Below are 19,504 nucleotides of genomic sequence, written 5' to 3'. Positions count from 1 at the left end.
GGAAACTACAAAAAATGCTCCAAAGTTGGAGCATTTGACGTTTATTTAACAAATTTTTCAATTATCTCACCCCGTGCATCAGTTTTTTGAGAACAGGATTTAATACCATGGATACAAAACCAACCGCAATTGGAATGACTGCAAAAATCAAAAAGAAGGTTCCTAACGAATACTCTGCTGAGATCTTATCAATCATACCTCCCATAGTGTTCGCAAGTTTTTGACCAACAGCAATTGCCAAATACCAAACCCCGAACATGAAACCAATCATACGTGCCGGTACTAATTTACTTAAATACGACAATCCCAATGGTGATAGACAAAGCTCGCCCATGGTGTGGAACAGGTAGGCCAATATCAAGAAGATCATGCTTACGGAAGCTGTTTGTGCTCCCGATGGAATATCTGATGCCCCGTAAGCCAATACTGCAAATCCAACACCCAACAATACCAAACCTAGCGCATACTTCATGGCCGCACTCGGATTGTATTTACTTTCCCACCATTTTGAAAAAATGGGTGCCAATGTGATGATAAAGAACGAGTTTAAAATTCCGAACCAAGTGGCGTCAACTTTCAATTCTTCAGAGAAAGACTTGTCGTAAATACGGTAAATAACGAGGATCCACAATCCAAGAAAGGCAATAGCCAACACAATATTTGAAGCTCCAATTTTGGTGAAGGTCTTTTTGAAAATCAAGAAAATAACATAGGTGATGATGATCAATGGAATAGTGGTCAATAATCCGTCAACAATTTTGAATATTGTTGCGGTATTTCCAGTTAGATCGCGATTGGTATAATCACTTGCAAACAAGGTCATTGATCCTAAAGACTGCTCAAAGAATGCAAAAAAGAATACTGTGAATAGAGCGAAAACTGAAACGGCAACCAATCGATCTCGTACTATAGGTATATAGCGGGAGATACGCATGATCAATAATATTAGAAAGAGTATTAACGCTGCAATTACGACCACATTTGAACCACTCCATCCCATGAACTCAAAAGGCAGCATCGTACTTCCTCCAATTTTCTCAATGGGATCATTAAACAGATAAATCAATCCGCCAACTGATGATAAGGCTATGAGTATTTTATCAAATGTGGTAAACGGATTCAACTTAGTAGCCACTTCCACCTCCTCCTTTATCACCTCCGGATCATTGACATCTTCGGCATCATGTAAAACCACATCAATTTTCTTTGTTGGTGCTGCGCCAATTTTCCCAAATATTTTGTGTGCCAGTAAAAACTGAAGCATGCCCAAGAACATAAAAATCCCAGCCAGTCCAAATCCGTAGGCCCATCCGTAATTTTCAGCCAAATATCCACAAAGCATCATTCCGAAGAAAGCTCCTGCATTGACACCCATATAAAATATAGTGTAGGCGCCATCCTTTTTGGATTCCCTGGTTTTGTACATCTCCGAAATGATCGAAGTGATATTTGGTTTAAAAAATCCTGTTCCGAGTACCAATAGAGCCAAACCTAAATAAAAGGACATTGTTGTTTCCATTGCCATTGCGGCGTGTCCAAGAGTCATAATGATACAGCCAATAACAACGGCCATGCGGTATCCTGTCCACTTATCGGCTATCCAACCTCCAATGATAGGTGTTAAATATAAAAGCGAGGCGTAAGTACCAATTAAGGACAAGGCGTGCTCGCGTGGCCAATCCCAACCTGGGTTATCGCTCACTAAAGGTGCCGTTAAAAACAAGATCAAAAGGATACGCATTCCGTAGAAAGAAAAGCGTTCCCACATCTCTGTAAAAAAAAGAATAAATAAGCCTATTGGATGTCCGAGAACCGTGTCTTTAAAGAGATTTTCAATATCAGTATTCATAATTTGCTACACAATATAATTAGTTATTAATATCTGGATCTGCAAGTTCAAAAGGCTCATTGTCCTTGATTTCATGCTCATGATCTTCAGCACCATGGGTCAATTTTTTAAGTTTCTTCAAAAACACAATCAGCAACAGACCAAAGGATACCGTAAAGATAGTCAGCCACATAAATGTAGCGTACTCTTGTGCACTTTGATCTTCTTCTAAAACAAAAGACACTCCATAATCTTTCCCATCCCCTTTACTCTCTAAATTCTGTGCCTTATCCTTATCTTTTTCAAATACTAATCTGGCGTGATAAGGATTTGAGGCGGTAATTCCATCTTCTTTAAGTGTTGTCAGCAATTCGTTTGTATTGGCGTCGGCTTTTTGGGATAGTTCAAAGAGATTATTTAAGATGGTTCCACTATTTACATCTTTATAAATGACTTGGTCATTTTCGGCATAAACTTCGGCTTTGATACTAAAATTCTTATCCTCATTGATTGGGTAGTCATAGATGGTGACTATTTTCTTTTGTTCATTTCTAATTTTCATGGAATCCTTAGAAATAAATGGAATGACCTCTTGTTTACTTACGATCATTTCTCCTTGAAACGGTTCCAATTGTGAAGACGATCCGATACTTCCGGCCAATCTATTTCCAAAACCTGTTGCTGCAAAATAAACGCCCATCATGATAGAAGCATATTTGAGAGGGGCCAATTTGGTTATAAATGATAAGGACACCGGAGACGTACATAGTTCACCTATAGTGTGGAACAGGTATGCCAAAAAGATCCAGAACATGGCGGCTTTCCCAAAGGCTTCTGCACTTGCCTCTTTGGATGCAAACATCATAAATACAAATCCTAGGCCCATAATAATAGTGCCCACAGCCATTTTAAATAAGGATGAAGATTCTCTTCCCTTCTTTTTCCACCAGATCCAAAAACCACCTACAATGGTTCCAAAAATAATGATATAACCCGCATTGAGCGATTGGAATACAGCAGCCGGAATTTCTTCCAACCAACTCAATTCAACCGTACGGTCAACTTTGGAATCTGTATAAAGATTCATCAAACCTCCAGCTTGCTCAAAGGCTCCCCAAAAGACAATGACAATCAAAAACGATATAAGCAAAACGATAACGCGGTCTTTTTCAATTTTAGTGAGTGGTTTTTTTCTGGCCAATCGTTCTGCTTCGCTTGCCGATTCACCTCCAGAAAACTCCCCAACACCTTTAAGGAATTTTTGACCCCAAACAAAAACTATTTGACCAATCAGCATTCCGATTCCGGCAAGACCAAACCCATAATGCCATCCGTAATAATAGGCGACAAAACCAACAGTAATACTGGCAAGGAAAGCACCAATATTGATACCTATATAAAAAATTGTAAATCCGCTATCACGTCTAATATCACCTTCTTGATATAGGCCACCCACCATGGTTGAGATGTTAGGTTTTAGTCCGCCAACACCCAATATAATAAGGATAAGTCCTGTAAAAAAGGCCCAATCTTGAGGAATTGCCAGGATACCATGACCAAAACAAAGTAATAGTCCACCAAAGAGCACGGTTTTCTTTTGTCCTAAAAACTTATCCGCAATCCATCCTCCAGGGATGGAAGCCACATAAACCAGCATAGTGTACCAGCCATAAAGCCAAATAGCATCCTTGTTGCTCCACCCCAGCCCTGGATCAATTGCTGTAGCAGAAGTAGCGATGTAAAGTACCAGGATTCCCCGCATCCCATAGTAGGAGAAGCGTTCCCACATTTCAGTGAAAAATAGTATAAAAAGACCTGCTGGATGCCCAAAGATTTCTTTGCGATTTTTGGGTTGAGATACTGCTGTTGACATAAGATTTTAGATTGTTTTAGATTTTAAAAATAGTGTATTAATTATTGTGAATCAGTCTATATCGCAAATAATCTACATTTTACAGTCTCGAATGAACATTCTTAAAATAGGTCAAAACCACAAAATATTGCTTATTACGAGGCATGCTCTACTTTTATGAGTAAAAAAATGACTTCAGTTATTTTTCTATAATTTTCTTAAAAACCTGATGTTCCTTAATTCAGGAATCTTTATCAAACTTATTATAATTTATGGCCTATAGAATTAAAACTAATTAATTCCATGCATCATTTTCTTTAGCTTAGGATTCAGTATTAACAAAATGACCGCTGCAAAAATTGGTATTGCCGCAATGATCAAGAAAAAGATGGACATTGAGTACGTTTCCGAAATTTTATCAATATATGACCCTGTCATTCCAGCAATGAAGTTGGCTATGGCCGAAGCGGTAAACCACAATCCAAACAATAATCCTGCTAAGCGCTTTGGCGATAGTTTAGACACATAGGACAATCCGACCGGTGAGAGACATAATTCTCCCATGGTATGGAAAAAATAGGCCAATATCAACCAAATCATGCTTACTGAGGCCACTTTTGCACCTTGTGGGATACTACTCGCCCCTAATGACAATACCACAAATCCAACGCCTACCAAAGTCAAGCCCATAGCGAATTTGACCGGACCGGAAGGATTCCATACTTTTTCCCATAATCTACTAAAAGATGATGCGAGAGTAATAATAAAAAAGGAGTTCAGAATTTGAAACCAAGAAACTGTGACTTCGGTATGCTCCAAACTAAACTCTCTATACACTTTCCAAACGCCCAAAACCCATATAATGACAAAAGAAATTGCAGTAAAAATGATGGTCAATGGATAATCCTTGAAGATTTTCTTTCCTAATCCATAAAGCACCCAGGTAACGATTAATATTGGAAAAATTGTCAAAATAGCATCCACCCATTTAAATATGATTCCAGTGTTGCCTTCCAAAACTCTTTGTGTATAATCTTTAGCAAAAACAGTCATAGACCCTCCGGCCTGTTCAAAGGCAAAGAAGAAAAATATACTGGCCACCATCAGTACACCTACAACTACCAATCGATCTCTTACAATGTGAGCAGGAGTTTGCTCTTCTTTTATATCTTCTTCAACCTCTTCAAGATCGGTAGGTATTTGCTTTTTAGGCTGTTCACCAATGATTCCAAAAATCTTACTTCCAAAATAGAATTGCAACATCCCGAACAACATAAAAACTCCAGCCAAACCGAAACCATAATGCCATCCTATTTTTTCACCAATATAACCACACAACAACATTCCTAAAAATGCCCCAGCATTAATACCCATATAGAAAATGGTATAACCTGCGTCCTTTTTAGAACTTGTATCCGGATATAAATTTCCAACCATAGAGGATATATTCGGTTTAAACAAACCATTACCAAAAATCATAAATGCAAGTCCTATATAAAAGAAAGTAGGATTCACCATTTCTAAGGCCATAGAGGCATGACCCAAAGTCATAATTAATGCACCCAGCAAAATTGCCTTTCTAAAACCTGTCAATCTATCGGCAATCATTCCTCCAATAAGCGGGGTCAAATAAACCAAACCAGTGTACCAAGCATAAAGCTGCATAGCATCTGCATTACTCCATTCCCAACCACCTTTACTTATTTCTGTGATTAAGAAAACCGTTAACAAAGCCCGCATTCCATAATAACTGAAGCGTTCCCACATTTCGGTAAAGAATAATATAAACAATCCGGCAGGGTGCCCCATTACCATTGTTTCATCTACGCCTTGTTTTGCTAAATGAGCGATTAATCCCGGGTCTCTTTCTTGACTCATAAGTTCAGTTTTTATAAATTTTCTTTAATATAGTTAGTCATTTTGGTATATAGATGCAATCGGGTATTTCCACCGTAAATACCATGGTTTTTGTCAGGATAGATCATCCATTCAAACTGTTTATTGGCTTGGATCAGTGCTTCTACCATTTGCATGGTATTTTGTACATGAACGTTGTCATCCGCTGAACCATGGATCAATAAGAAATTACCTTTCAATTTGTCCACATGAAATATCGGGGAGTTGTCATCGTAACCTGAAGGATTTTCTTGAGGTGTGGTCATATAACGTTCCGTATAAATTGTGTCATAATACCTCCAGCTAGTCACCGGTGCCACAGCAATGGCCATTTTAAAGACGTCATTTCCTTTAAATAGTGCGTTACTGCTCATGAATCCGCCGTAACTCCATCCCCATATTCCTATTCGGTCTTGATCGATATAATTCCTGGCAGCTAATTGTTTTGCGGCATCAATTTGATCTTCAACTTCATATTTGCCCAATTCATATTGTGTTACCTTTTTAAATTCTGCACCTTTGAATCCAGTTCCTCTACCATCCACACAGGCTATGATATACCCTTTTTGGGCTAAAAAGTAATACCAATAATCATTGGCAGCATGCCATGAGTTCTTAACAGACTGAGAGCCTGGCCCAGAGTATTGGAACATAAATAACGGATAGGTTTTGGAGGCATCAAAATCGGTTGGCTTGATCATCCACATGTTTAAATTATTACCATTTACGGCTATGGTGCTGAATTCTTTTTCAGGAAGATTATAGGCTTCCAAACTCTTCTCTAATTTGGAGTTTTCTTTGATTACTTTCACCAATTTTCCGTCTTTTGCGGTATGCAAGGTGAATTCTGGAGCCTTTGTTGCACTTGAAAACGTATTGATGAAATAGGTGAAATCGGCGCTAAAATCGGCTGAATTAGTACCTTCCATTTGAGTGAGGCGCTTTTTGTTTTTCCCATTAATTCTAATGGAATAAACATCTCTATTAATGGAACCGTTTTCTACAGATTGGTAAAACAACGTATTGTTCTTTTCGTCAAATCCATAATAATCGGTCACTTCCCATGGTCCCTTCGTAACTTGGTTGATCAATTTACCATCTTTTGAATAATGATAGATATGGTTGAAACCATCGGCTTCAGACGTCCAAATAAAACTGTTATCCTTTAAGAAAGTGAGGTTGTCCGTCACATCGATATAGGCTTTATCTTTTTCGGCAAGCACCAACTTAGAACTCATATTATTGGCGTGGATCATCCATAAATCAAGTTCATTTTGATGTCTGTTGGTGTATTGCGCACTAAGAACGTTGGCGTCGTTAGTCCATTCAATTCGCGGAATATAAAAATCTGAATACGGTTTTGAGAGTTGCACATCCTTGATTTTATCCGATTTCAAATCATAAATATGAAGCGAAACAAGTGCATTGGCTTCACCTGCTTTTGGATATTTGAAAACCTCTTGCTTCGGATACAGGCCCTGTCCATAAACATCCATTGAGAACTCTGGCACTTCGGTCTCATCAAAGCGGATAAAGGCCAAATAAGTACCGTCAGCATTCCATTCGAAGGCACGAACGAAAGCGAATTCCTCTTCATATACCCAATCTGTAATACCGTTGATGATTTTATTCTTTTCTCCATCAAAGGTAATTTGAGTCGTTTGGTTACTTTCAAAATCTTTGATGTACAAATTGTTATGATAACCATAGGCTACTTTTTTTCCATCTGGAGACAAGGTAGGTTCCTGTATTTTTTCATCGGCTATTTTCACCAAAGTCTTTGTTTTGACGTCATAAACGTAGAATATTCCTAAAGTCGATCGGCGGAAAATAGGCTCAACCTCAGTAGCCAAAATGATTTTACTTTCATCTTTACTAAAGCTGTAATCTGAAAAGTACTTAATGGCATCCAGATTGGATGAATTTACTAAAGTCTCAACTTTGGATAAAGTTTTATAATCATATACATCTATTGCTGTCGAACCTTGGTCAAAATTTAATACGGCGTAGTGTTTTCCGTTGTTCATGGAATGTAAAGACTGAATTCCTTCGGTCCTAAACGTACCATTCCAGATGGCATCGAGAGTGATTTCCTTGTTCTGGGCTGAGGCTAAAACAGTTACCAAAAAACAGACAAACAAGGAACTTTTCAAATACTTCATTAGGAGATTTATTTTTGATAAAATGCTGTCAAGGATACTAAAAATAATGCAAAAACACTAAACTTTAATCGTTAAAAACGTAAAGCCAAAATTTGTGACTTTATATTCATGGCAAGAATAGTATCTTTGCATTTATAAACACCACTTATGCGCAAACCAATTAACGGCTTCTCAAAACTATCTAAACTAGACAAAATCAAATGGATTACTGCCACTTATTTTAAGGATGCAGAGGCCGCCAAACAAGCCATTAAACAATATTGGAATACTGACAAGAAGCTACAACAGCTTCATGATGAATTTATTGAAAACACCATCACCAATTATTATTTGCCTTTTGGTGTGGCACCAAACTTTTTAATCAATGGGAAGTTATATACCATCCCAATGGCTATTGAAGAAAGCTCGGTAGTGGCTGCAGCAAGTAATGCCGCCAAGTTCTGGTTGGATCGTGGCGGGTTTAAAACTGAAGTGATTTCCACCACAAAAATTGGCCAAGTGCATTTTATGTACCATGGCAATTTCGAGAACTTACAAAAGTTCTTTACCAGCGTAAAACCGAAGCTTATTGAAGACACCCAAGAAATTACCAGTAGTATGGAAAAACGAGGCGGGGGTATTCTGGACATTGAGCTAAAGAACAAGACCAAAGATTTAAAGGATTACTATCAGCTTCATGCCACCTTTGAAACATTGGATGCCATGGGCGCGAACTTTATCAATTCTTGCTTGGAACAATTTGCCAAGACCTTTAAATCTGAAGCGCTTCATTTTGAACACTTTTCTGAGGCCGAAAGTCATATCCAAATCGTGATGAGTATTTTATCCAACTACGTGCCCAATTGTTTGGTTAGAGCTGAAGTCTCCTGTCCTGTTGAAGACCTAAATGAGGATACATCGATGTCTTCAGAAGACTTTGCACACAAATTTGTACAAGCTATTAAGATTGCTGAGATAGAGCCTTATAGAGCCGTCACACACAACAAAGGCATAATGAATGGCATTGATGCAGTTGTTCTTGCTACGGGTAATGATTTTAGAGCTGTCGAAGCAGGTGTTCATGCCTACGCCGCAAGACATGGAAAATATAGCAGCTTGTCTCATGCAGAAATAAAAAATGGAGTGTTTAAATTTTGGATGGAAATTCCTTTGGCACTCGGCACCGTTGGCGGATTGACCAATTTACATCCTTTGGTAAAAGTAGCCTTGGAAATGTTAGGACAGCCAACGGCAAAAGAATTGATGCAGATTGTGGCCGCTGCAGGTTTGGCACAAAATTTTGCTGCATTGCGTTCTTTGACCACTACAGGGATTCAAGAAGGCCATATGAAAATGCACTTGATGAATATCCTCAATCAACTCAATGCCACTGTCAAAGAAAAAGAGAAAATGGTAGCATATTTCAAAAACAACACTGTTACACATAGTGCAGTAGAGGCAGCCCTGAGCAACTTGAGGTTATTGGCCAACGAATAGTCAAACTCAAAATATCAAATAGTAAGCTCCAAACACTAAATATCAAAATCCAAATACCAAAATCCAACGATTAAAAATTGAATCCTCAAAAATTTTATAGCAACGGGAAACTATTGATTACAGGTGAATATCTTGTTCTTGATGGCGCACTTGCTCTAGCCGTACCAACAAAATACGGCCAATCGCTTACCGTAGAACCTTATGAAAAACGGATCTTAAAGTGGGAAAGTTTTGATTCAGATGGAAAGTTATGGTTTGAAACCGATCTTTTAATAAACGATGGAGGGCAATTCGCTAATGCGGCACATCATCCTATTGCTGATCGGTTATTGCAAATTCTAAACGCGACAAAAAAACAAAACCCAAGGTTCTTAAATATTAAAACCGGATTAAAAGTAAAGACCCAAATGGACTTTCCTATAAATTGGGGGCTCGGGACCTCCTCTACGCTTATCAACAATATTTCGCAATGGGCAAATATTGATCCTTATGAATTGCTAAAAGACACATTTGGAGGTAGTGGTTATGATATAGCCTGTGCTATACACAATGTGCCTATCACCTATCAACTTGGAAATCATGAACGGACTGTTATTGAACGGACTTTCAATCCAGAGTTTAAAAACCATTTGTATTTTGTATTTCTCAATAAAAAACAAAATAGCAGAGAAGGCATTGCGGCCTACCAAAAGAATAAAAACGATACTGATCAGGCTCTGACTGAAATCAATGCCATAACCAACGATATGATCAGCTGTGACAACTTAAAAACCTTTCAGTTTTTAATGCAAAGTCATGAAACCATTATCTCAAAAGTTATTAAACAACAACCAGTCAAAGAAACCCTGTTTAAAGATTTTAAGGGTAGTATTAAAAGTCTTGGAGCTTGGGGTGGTGATTTTGTTTTGGCTGCATCTGAAGGTCAACCAGAGACCTATTTTAAGGAAAGAGGATTTGAAACCATCGTCCCTTATGCAAATATGGTATTGCAGTAGAAAGACTCAGGATTTATGGAATCAACCAGTATGTCGTCATACAGGGCCGGCATACAGGGGACATTGTCTTGAAATAAAAGTATTATATTTAGTATAGAGTATTAAGACTGAATTCGTTAAATATCGAAGACTCGAGGTTTATTGTAAATGTCGATTACAAATATGGGGGCTTACCCCAAATCTATAGAAAGGTTTTATGAAATTCTTCTTTGTGACATTTGTGAAAAAACTATGAAGTAAAAAATCTCTAAAGATATTCGCCATATAATAATACTACTCGCCTTCTACTTGCAATTCACTCGTAATATTTTCGACAGTTTTAATATCAATATTGGATGTGATTTGAATCTGCAAATTAGATAATCTCGATCAGATTCTTAACAATGATCATAATTTCAATGATGGATAAGGTCTTACATTAAGTTTCGCACAGAAAGTATCAAGGATCACAAAGTAAACTCAATGGAAATACGAAACAAATTGATGTATTGGGTTTACGAAAAATACAGAAAAGTCAATTACATTAAAAACATTTACTTCTCCAAAATATTAGCTTCTCTATTCAATGTAAATCTAATCTTATTAAAATTTCAGACTTCTAAAAATCCGTGTAATCCGTGATCTCGATAGCTATGGCGACGTGTCAAAATGGAAAGAGGATCGAATGCGCAGATGTAAGAATGTATTAACAACGAAGAAAAAATATGATAAAAAAAAAGGAGATCCTAAATTTAAAGACCTCCTTTTTAATATAAATATCTAAAAACTACTAATAAAATGTAGCTCTATTATCAACAATTTCTGCAGCCTCCTTTAAAGCTTCATAAGCATTAATTTGGGCACCGTTTAATCGAGAACTGTTCAAACGGTTGGCAATGGCCTGATAATTGTCCAACTTAGGAGCAGCGGTCTTTTTGGTCACTTCAACCATAAATACACCTTTATTACCATCAATCAATTTAGAAGTTTCACCTTCTTTCAAACCGAAAGCTACACCTACTACTTTAGGCTCTAAACCGGCACCAGATAAGGTTGGGTTTTTCATGTTCACGCCGTTTGCAGTTGATACCGATACATTTTGACCTTGGGCTACAGCTTCTACAGTAGAGCCAGATATCTTTTCACGGATCAATTTTGCTTTCTTCTCTTTTCTGATTTCTGGTATAACGCTCGCCGATGCAGCCTCAGGAGTCATCAATCCTTTTTTGTTAACACCAGTGACTTGAACCACGGCATATCCAACTCCAGGAATTGAAAAACGCTTGTAATCTCCAACTTTCGTTCCTTTTTCGAAAGCCCAACGCACAATAGATCTTTGACTTCCCAATCCAGGAATGTTTTCATCAAGCTCCTTAATATTATTAACAGGTCTTACTTCTACATCATTCTCTTTTGCCACATCTTGAAAGTCGCTCGTTTGAAGTGCTATTTCGAACTTCGAAGTTTTGTTGAATACATCATCGATCGTTTTTTCGGAAGGCTCAATCTTTTGAGCAAGAGTAGCCACCTTAACCATACGATTCTTCGCTTTCTGATCTAATATTTCGATGACGTGGAATCCAAAGTCGGTTTTTACAACACCCATATCACCTGTATTGTTTTCGAAAGTGTAATCTCTAAATTCAGGAACCATAGAATTGTAGGCATACCAATCTAATACACCTTCTTTCTCATTACTGACTTTATCGATAGAAAAATCCAGTAAATCAACAAATTTAGAACGGTCTTTTTTGATGACATTCAACAAACTATCCGCGGTAGCTTTTGCTTCTGCTTCTGTTTGGGTTGTTTCCATATCTGCAGCACGTGATCCCACGAATGGAATCAAGATATGTCTTGACTTCACCGAATCAGGCAAGAACTTCTCTTCAACTACTTTAGTTATCTTAAACATGCCATTATCCTTGTACGGGCCGTAATACTGACCTACACTAAGGTTAAAAATACTGTCTTGGGCTACATCTGGCAAGCTCGATTTCGTCACAAAACTGTCCGTGTACTTCACATCAGAATTTGCGTTGATAAAGCCTTCGATATCCTTAGTTTCCTTCAAACCTAAGACGGTATCCGTCAATTTAGAAACTTCATTGTACTCCACTCTTGTATTCAACAAGGCAGCAACATTATCTCTAACTGCGTTTTCATCATCTAAAGACGCAACCTCGCTAAATTGAACAAAAACAATATCCCTGGAAGCTTCAACTTCAAATTTCTTTTTATGTTTATTGATATAATCTGAAATCTCCGATTTAGAGACCTTAACTAAGCTATCTTCAATGGTAGTATAAGGGATATTTACAAATTTAAGGTCAACAGTAGCACTTTCCATAGCATATTCTACTTCAGCTTCGGCAAGTGTTGCTCCTACACCAGCTTTAACCAAGTTAAAATACGTCTGCTCCTTAGCTCCAATGGCAATCGCACTTTCGTTATTAACCCACTCGTTATAATTGATCTGGAAGTTTCCAAGCTGAGCTCTCTCTGGTGAGATAGCTTTTAAATTTGCTATAAACTCATTCAATCTGTTCTCATCGAAAATCCCAGCTTCATTCATGAATTCTGGAAACTCCGCGAAATTGTTTCTCAAAAGATTTCTCATTTGATCTTTCTCAACTGAAAGTCCCATGCCTTCAAATTGACTCTCCATTACGGCACGTCTTAATTCTTGGTCCCAAACCCTATTCATAGTTTGCGTTGAAGTGCTGCTAGGCCCCATTTGACGTTGCATGTTCTCAACACGCATCATAAAGTCCTCACGATTAATGTCGTTACCGTTAATAGTGGCGATGGTATCTTGCGATTCTCCAAAAGCACTACTGTTTCGAAACAAATCAGAAAGCACAAAAGCGAATAAGGCTAATGCGATAATTACAATGAGGAAAATAGAACGTTGTCTAATTTTATTTAAAACTGCCATTTTATTGTATAAGTTAGAAAATATAAGTGCGCGAAAATACCAATTTCTATCAAATAATAAAAGTAGAACTCCATTTTATTAAATTAATCTTGAATTGTTTATGATTGTCCGCGTTTGGCGATTCATTTATTGTGAATAAACATGGTGCGGGAGTGGACTGATTTACGAATGAAACGCTGACGGAAAACACGGATAACCGATGATCAAAGATTAACGCTATGCGATTGTTGATTGTTGATTGTTGATTGTTGATTGTGGAATGTGGATTGTGGATTGTGGATTATTGATATTGTTCATGCCTAAATAGCATTGATAATTGACCTACCGAATACCACCTTCTCAAAATCTAATCTTCAGCCAGCACCTTTAGACCTACTAAATCGATCTTTGTGTTGGAGACCTCCAATATCGTGAACAAATAATTTTCTATTTGAATCTGGTCATTTACATGTGGGATCTCTTCAGTTTCATCAACAATCAGTCCTCCTAAAGTTTCGTAGTTTTCGCCCTCTGGAAGGTCTAATTTATAGGCCTCATTGATATAATCAACTTCCAATCGGGCCGAAAATTTATAACTGTTCTCGTCAATCTTTTCCTCAATCAATTCAATGGTATCATGCTCATCTTCAATTTCTCCAAACAATTCTTCAATAATATCCTCCACTGTGATAATTCCCGAAGTGCCACCATATTCATCAATGACCACCGAAATGCTTTTACGTTTTTTTGTAAGAACGTTCAACACATCATTGACCAACATGGTTTCTGGTACGAATTCCACACCGCGCACAACCGATTTGATGTCTTTTGGTTTTTTAAACAGTTCAAAAGAATGTACATACCCAACAATATCATCCACAGAATCCTTATACACCAAAATCTTTGACAAGCCTGAAGAAGTAAATAGGGCTTTCAGGTTTTTAATAGGCTCATTGATATCTACGGCAATGATTTCGGTACGCGGCAACATGACTTCTCTTGCTTTAACATCTGAAAAATCAAGAGCGTTCTGAAAAATCTGAATCTCACTATCCACCTCATCATGTTCTTCTACCGATTCCATTTGCTCACTGATATAATTTCCCAATTCTACTTTGGTCATTACTAATTGCACATCCTCCTTACCCGTTTTAAAGAAGCGCTTGAGAATCATATTAGAAATCCAAATGACAAGATCAGATACCCAAGAAAATAAGCCATAAAAAAAATAAGCCGGTACAGCGAAGATTTTAAGGAGTGAGTTGGCATAAATCTGAAAGAATACTTTTGGCAAGAATTCGGCAGTAATCAAAATCAACAATGTTGAAATGACCGTCTGAGTAAGAAGACTCAGGTCTTGTAGCATATAATTTAGAAACGCGTAATCCGTGGGCAGAACGTCTTTAAACCAAGCGACTAACTTATCACCCATTAAAAATCCATAGACCACCAAAGCAATATTGTTACCAATAAGCATTGTGGCAATAAATTTGGAGGGTTTTGCAGTAAGTTTCGTGAGAGTTTTGGCCAAGAAATCATTTTGCTTTTTTGCAATTTCTATGTGAATCTTATTAGACGACACATATGCGATTTCCATACCGGAAAAAAAAGCTGATAAAATAAGTGACAGAATAATGATAAGCGCATTACTGTCCATAAATTACTGGTTATTGTTCATTTTCTTTCGGAAATGCTTCTTGAAAAAATACATACCAACGGCCATAAGAGCAAACACCAATAACATGATGGCCTTGCCATTCTCTACGTTCCACAACCGTATCGCCTCATATATAAAAAAAATAGCAATGAATAAGTAAGCGTATTGAATAACTTTATGAATCGTTTTCATGGTCATTATAATTTAGCGACAAAGATAATCAATTATTTATCTGAACATGAAATTAATGGTTTTTTTGAAACTAATCCCACTCCTAACAACTTTAGATGAGATGAAACCGATTGAAATCCGGCTTAAGCTAAAAAAGATGTATGCTCCAAGAACATTTACAGGGAAGTGTCGTCATCCAAATAGACCGTACTTGTAACCTCACTAATACCATAGCTGGTAAAATCGCGGTTAGAGTCAAAAGCATTTCCGGTAACTATTTTTGTAGGAGACACATATCGTACAGATTGGTTTGAAAACACCCAATCGCGTTTTTGGTCATAAAACAACTGTTCAGCAAAAATACTATCCTTAGTTTCAGTTGTAATTAGGACGTCGCCTCTTAAATCAATTAAGTCCGTATTGTTATACACAATAGCATAGTCAGCGACAATGATGCTTTTTTTGTTGTGTTCATCAAAAAGATGGAGGACAACGCCATCGGGAAACTCGTTATACGAAAATTCCCTGTTTGAAAAATCCAACATTTTCGGGCTTAGCAGATTCGCCTTTAAACGTCCGGAATCGATATATTTCAGATTTATATTTTCCGCAATACCAATAGGTTCATTTTGCCGAACTCCTATTTGCTGTACTTCTTTAAAGTTGTTTTTACATGAAAAAAACATAGTCACAGCAAAGGCTGTGACTATGTAGAATAAATGATATGATGATTTTAAGTTCATTTAAATTTTTGGAACGGTAACACTTAAACCAATCCAACATCCAATTCTAATGGTTTCACCAGAATTTCCGGCTGTAAAAATATCGGATTTTTGTGGTGCTTTTCCTTCGTAATTTGCGGCTAAACCTTCAGCATACGATCTTAAATTGGCATCCACTCTACCTGCTTTTCTAGCTTCTGAAGCGGCCAACCAGAATACAGCTCTCTTATTAAAAGTAGTATCCCCACAATTGTTTGCACTAGCGGCATACATTTGAGCAATTTCAATATGTGCTCTACCATTGGACGGATTCAATTCGACTGATTTCTGGAAATAATTTCTGGCTGCACCAAAATTACCTTGAGCTCTTAAACTCTTTCCAAACTTCATGGCCAATTTCGATTTTTTCAAAGGATTTTTTTCAAGGTCATAAGATTGATCCAAATAAGGTTTTGCTTCCTTCTCTTTCCCTTGATCCATTAACAAATTGTAAACAAAGAATTTTGTATCGGCTGATGGTGAAGACTCATCGTAAGCTTTTACCAGTTCAGTATATAAAGGATCATCTGTACATTCTTTGTTATACATTCTGCTTACCGCACGCTTTAACCATATAGCGTCAGTTTTGAACTTGTCAAAATCTCTTTTATACAATGGGATCAAAACCTCACAATTTGCCAAGATACCGAGTTTACTATCAATACTACCTGAAATCTTATCATAAGCTTCTAAGTAACTTTCATATTGTCTTTTATACTGCGCCTCTTTTTTGTCCAATTCCTTGCCTTCTTCTTCTTTTTCAACAAGTGGGTTCAACTTTTCAGTATAGTTATCAATCTCTTGACCAATTTTATCGATGACATCATCGTACTTATTAAAGACGTCCTGAACTTCTACCTCTTTGGCATCATGCATATCTACTATAGAAGAAAAATAGGCATACAAACCTTTTGGATTGGTGAAACTCTCAGGTGACTTTTTGTACAGTTCATCAAAGGCATCATACACTTGTTTGTTGCTTAGCCCTAAAGCATCCTTATAATCGAGTTTCAACATAGCCTTATCCTGAAGATTGCCTCCGGCAGTAAACTTATCCGGAAAATTAGCAAGGCCTTCGTCCCAAAGCTTCATTAAATCATTGAGGTAATTTACTTTTTCAGTACCTGAAGCTCGATCAATTTTGTCCTTTAAGATCCTATCACCATAATAATAGATCGCATAATTGAATTTAGGACATTTGTTTCGAAGCTTCATAAATGGTTCGTAAGCTTCATCATACTTTTTGCTCTTCGCATAATCACTCATTATTGTCAAGTTGAGCATACACTCTTCATCTTGCTGTGCAAAGCCCACATTGAATCCCATGAACAAAGCAAGAAGTAATAAAGTAAATCGTGTTTTCATCATATTAAATTTATTCTGTTAATTATATTTTCTTTTGTTGAACCATCTATCGTTTAAAGATAAGCTAATTTGCAAATTCATAAAATTTTCTTGAATTAAATTTGCTTTGGTAGTTCCCCTTTTACCAAACTCAAAACCGATATTGGCATTTGAGAAGAAATCTGCTCCAACAGGTAACCCAATCCCAAAAGACATGCCAAACTCATTAATTGTTTGATTATTTATTTCAAGGCCGGTGTTTTCGAACCTCACACCAGCTCTAAAAACCACTCGTTTCCAGTAACTTGAGAACGATTTATAATTTGGGATATAAAATCCACCAATTGCAATTGTAGAAGCATCTACAAACTCAGCATTTCCTATGGTAAAAATGGGATTATCAAATTCGCTGGTTTTTTGAAAGGAATATTCGGCACCAGCAAACCATTTTTGCGGTTCACCAATACCAGCTCCAATTGACATTTGAGTCGGCAAGGTCAAATCTGTCTTTTTTAAATTTTGGGCTTCCAAATCAGCTTCAATACTACTTATGATCAATTCTTGACTTGTAAATGGATCTACAACCACAGTAGAGAAATAGCGCTCATTCTCTGAGCTAATCGTACTTTTTGGCGTATAAGTCAACCCTGTGATCAATTGGAGTTTCTTAGTAATCATAGTTTTGTAATTCATACCAAAATTAAGATTGATACCGCTCAAATCTGAACGATTGTTCTCCTTGGAATGATATTGCAGTGGTTCTCCATCTTGATACCTAAACTGAAGGGCGTTATTTTGAACGTTTCCAAAATTATAGCTCGCATCTATTCCAATACCCAACTTAGGAGTGACTTGATACCCCAGTCCCAAAAATGCCTTATTAAGTCCACCTTGACCTCTAAAGCGCTGATCTAAGTTGCCATCCGAATTAGTCGATTCTAGCTTATACCCCACTGAAGTGTATGGCACCAAACCAAATCCCAATCCAAATTTGCCCATTGGCACGGCAAGAGCCATATAATCAAACGTTGTGGAGTTGGCGTTTTGCTTATCGTCATCTGTTTTTAGATTTAAGTGGCTTGAACTTCCACCCACGGTAAATTTTACAGGTCTGTTTTCATTGTTCCATACCTTAAGATTATTGCCAGCATAACCGGATGGATTGCGAAAATTGACGTGGATGCTGTCAGTGAAAATACTTATGCCCCCCATACTTCTGTTCTCCACTGTCCCTTTAAATTTTAAACTTCCAATACCGTAAAAAGAATAAGGAGATGCTGAGCCGTCTTGCGCTTGCGCCTGAATAGCGAAAACGGTGATGAAAACTATTACAAGTTTTTTTATCATTAGTGTGTATTATATTCTAAAATAAAGTTCAAACCCTCTAAAAGAAAATTCGAGTTGGCAAATATGCTATTTTTTAATTGCTTTGACAAGAAATTGGCATCACCACCTGTTAAAATAACTGTTAAATCTGAAAACTTCGCTCGATATTCATCAATTATTCCATCAATTTCCTTGACTACTCCATTGACCACACCCGAATGAATAGCGTCTTTGGTACTGTTCCCGATGAGAGTTTCCGGCAACTCGGTATCCAATAACGGAAGATTCGCCGTAAAATTATGTAAACTCTTATATCGCAAACGAATTCCCGGAGAAATAGCACCACCCAAAAATTCGTTTTGTCGATTTATAAAATCGTATGTTATACAACTACCTGCATCAATAATCAATACATCTTTATCTGCATATCGTTTCACCGATGCTGCAACAAGTGCAATTCGATCTACTCCCAATGTATTCGGGGTTTTATAGCGGTTGTGAAATGGAAACTTTAAATTGGAATCCAAAATGAGCACTTTGTATTGTTTTTGGAGCTTGGTAACGACCTCTTTTGGCATTTTCCCTACCGAAGCCAAGATGCATTTCTCGATCTTTGGATGTTTTTTTGAAATTTCTTTTTGTGTTTTTTCAAACTCATTTAACTCCACTACAATCTTGTTCACAAATTCATCTTCTTGAAATACAGCAAATTTGACAAGCGTGTTGCCCACGTCAACAATTAAATTCATAGTTTAATTATAAGCTGCAAATTTACGAAAGCAATTTTTATATCTTTTAGTTTTGCGAATAATAAAAATGCTTCTATATTTGCAACCTCGTTATAAACGACTGGTGCCTTAGCTCAGTTGGTAGAGCAAAGGACTGAAAATCCTTGTGTCCCTGGTTCGATTCCTGGAGGCACCACCATCAAAAACCCGAACATTGTTCGGGTTTTTTGGTTTTAGCAGGTTTTTAATTGGTTCCTGTTTCGCGCAATGTACGATAGGATGTCCCCTGGTTCCTCCGACGCTTCGGAGCTGGAGGCACCACCATCAATCTCGAAGGGTCGGGACGGACATTCGTTCGGGTTTTTTGGTTTTTAATTGATTCCTTTTTCGCGCAATGTACGATAAGATGCCC

General features: G+C 37.4%; 12 protein-coding genes, 1 tRNA gene and 1 pseudogene. 3 read left to right on the top strand and 11 right to left on the bottom strand.

Going from position 1 to position 19,504, the window contains the following annotated elements; all coding sequences use genetic code 11:
* Positions 1-61: 61 nt before the first annotated feature.
* The 4 genes and pseudogenes from MWU32_RS00950 to MWU32_RS00935 form a co-directional block, all read right to left on the bottom strand.
* Positions 62-1,849, bottom strand: a complete 1,788-nt coding sequence (locus tag MWU32_RS00950) for a peptide MFS transporter (protein ID WP_246936920.1) — start codon at positions 1,847-1,849, stop codon at positions 62-64.
* Between the two features lie 610 nt (positions 1,850-2,459).
* Positions 2,460-3,701, bottom strand: a pseudogene (locus tag MWU32_RS00945) (peptide MFS transporter); the annotation flags it as partial.
* 270 nt (positions 3,702-3,971) lie between these two features.
* Positions 3,972-5,558: a peptide MFS transporter gene (locus MWU32_RS00940; RefSeq protein ID WP_246936914.1), complete on the bottom strand. Its 1,587-nt coding sequence runs from the start codon at positions 5,556-5,558 to the stop codon at positions 3,972-3,974.
* An 11-nt stretch (positions 5,559-5,569) separates the two neighbouring features.
* Positions 5,570-7,738, bottom strand: a complete 2,169-nt coding sequence (locus MWU32_RS00935) for a S9 family peptidase (protein ID WP_246936912.1) — start codon at positions 7,736-7,738, stop codon at positions 5,570-5,572.
* Positions 7,739-7,885: 147 nt separating this feature from the next.
* Here MWU32_RS00935 and MWU32_RS00930 point away from each other — a divergent pair, with 147 nt between their 5' ends.
* Positions 7,886-9,214, top strand: a complete 1,329-nt coding sequence (locus MWU32_RS00930) for a hydroxymethylglutaryl-CoA reductase, degradative (protein ID WP_246936909.1) — start codon at positions 7,886-7,888, stop codon at positions 9,212-9,214.
* Between the two features lie 77 nt (positions 9,215-9,291).
* A complete protein-coding gene (locus MWU32_RS00925) occupies positions 9,292-10,209 on the top strand; it encodes a GYDIA family GHMP kinase (protein ID WP_246936907.1) in 918 nt (305 codons plus the stop codon).
* A 769-nt stretch (positions 10,210-10,978) separates the two neighbouring features.
* Here MWU32_RS00925 and MWU32_RS00920 read toward each other — a convergent pair.
* The 7 genes from MWU32_RS00920 to MWU32_RS00890 all read right to left on the bottom strand — a co-directional run bounded on the left by MWU32_RS00920 (position 10,979) and on the right by MWU32_RS00890 (position 19,113).
* Positions 10,979-13,126, bottom strand: coding sequence for a SurA N-terminal domain-containing protein (locus MWU32_RS00920; RefSeq protein WP_246936905.1), 2,148 nt, complete (start codon positions 13,124-13,126; stop codon positions 10,979-10,981).
* 346 nt (positions 13,127-13,472) lie between these two features.
* On the bottom strand, positions 13,473-14,762 hold the full coding sequence (locus MWU32_RS00915; RefSeq protein ID WP_246936902.1) for a hemolysin family protein: 1,290 nt from the start codon (positions 14,760-14,762) through the stop codon (positions 13,473-13,475).
* A gap of 3 nt (positions 14,763-14,765) precedes the next feature.
* Positions 14,766-14,954, bottom strand: coding sequence for a hypothetical protein (locus MWU32_RS00910; RefSeq protein WP_246936900.1), 189 nt, complete (start codon positions 14,952-14,954; stop codon positions 14,766-14,768).
* A gap of 155 nt (positions 14,955-15,109) precedes the next feature.
* Positions 15,110-15,676: an LPS export ABC transporter periplasmic protein LptC gene (lptC, locus tag MWU32_RS00905; protein ID WP_246936897.1), complete on the bottom strand. Its 567-nt coding sequence runs from the start codon at positions 15,674-15,676 to the stop codon at positions 15,110-15,112.
* Positions 15,677-17,059: a tetratricopeptide repeat protein gene (locus MWU32_RS00900; RefSeq protein WP_246936894.1), complete on the bottom strand. Its 1,383-nt coding sequence runs from the start codon at positions 17,057-17,059 to the stop codon at positions 15,677-15,679.
* 18 nt (positions 17,060-17,077) lie between these two features.
* On the bottom strand, positions 17,078-18,385 hold the full coding sequence (locus tag MWU32_RS00895; protein WP_246936891.1) for a hypothetical protein: 1,308 nt from the start codon (positions 18,383-18,385) through the stop codon (positions 17,078-17,080).
* Positions 18,385-19,113 carry a type III pantothenate kinase gene (locus MWU32_RS00890; RefSeq protein WP_246936887.1) on the bottom strand — a complete coding sequence of 243 codons (729 nt, stop codon included), beginning with the start codon at positions 19,111-19,113 and terminating at the stop codon, positions 18,385-18,387. Before MWU32_RS00890 ends, MWU32_RS00895 begins: the two co-directional genes overlap by 1 nt.
* Before the next feature lie 102 nt (positions 19,114-19,215).
* Between MWU32_RS00890 and MWU32_RS00885 the strand changes: the two genes are divergently transcribed.
* Positions 19,216-19,291, top strand: a tRNA-Phe gene (locus tag MWU32_RS00885).
* The last annotated feature ends 213 nt before the right edge of the window (positions 19,292-19,504 follow it).

Source organism: Gelidibacter sp. F63206, from assembly GCF_023015735.1.
Note: the sequence above shows the minus strand (reverse complement) of the source record. Positions and strands in the feature narration are given on the sequence as shown.

What these genes read in the sequence shown, in the direction of transcription:
- MWU32_RS00895 (WP_246936891.1), bottom strand. Translation starts at nt 18,385, where the DNA reads ATGATAAAAAAACTTGTAATAGTTTTCATCACCGTTTTCGCTATTCAG.
- MWU32_RS00940 (WP_246936914.1), bottom strand. Translation starts at nt 5,558, where the DNA reads ATGAGTCAAGAAAGAGACCCGGGATTAATCGCTCATTTAGCAAAACAA.
- MWU32_RS00935 (WP_246936912.1), bottom strand. Translation starts at nt 7,738, where the DNA reads ATGAAGTATTTGAAAAGTTCCTTGTTTGTCTGTTTTTTGGTAACTGTT.
- MWU32_RS00900 (WP_246936894.1), bottom strand. Translation starts at nt 17,059, where the DNA reads ATGAAAACACGATTTACTTTATTACTTCTTGCTTTGTTCATGGGATTC.
- MWU32_RS00915 (WP_246936902.1), bottom strand. Translation starts at nt 14,762, where the DNA reads ATGGACAGTAATGCGCTTATCATTATTCTGTCACTTATTTTATCAGCT.
- MWU32_RS00930 (WP_246936909.1), top strand. Translation starts at nt 7,886, where the DNA reads ATGCGCAAACCAATTAACGGCTTCTCAAAACTATCTAAACTAGACAAA.
- lptC (WP_246936897.1), bottom strand. Translation starts at nt 15,676, where the DNA reads ATGAACTTAAAATCATCATATCATTTATTCTACATAGTCACAGCCTTT.
- MWU32_RS00950 (WP_246936920.1), bottom strand. Translation starts at nt 1,849, where the DNA reads ATGAATACTGATATTGAAAATCTCTTTAAAGACACGGTTCTCGGACAT.
- MWU32_RS00910 (WP_246936900.1), bottom strand. Translation starts at nt 14,954, where the DNA reads ATGAAAACGATTCATAAAGTTATTCAATACGCTTACTTATTCATTGCT.
- MWU32_RS00890 (WP_246936887.1), bottom strand. Translation starts at nt 19,113, where the DNA reads ATGAATTTAATTGTTGACGTGGGCAACACGCTTGTCAAATTTGCTGTA.
- MWU32_RS00920 (WP_246936905.1), bottom strand. Translation starts at nt 13,126, where the DNA reads ATGGCAGTTTTAAATAAAATTAGACAACGTTCTATTTTCCTCATTGTA.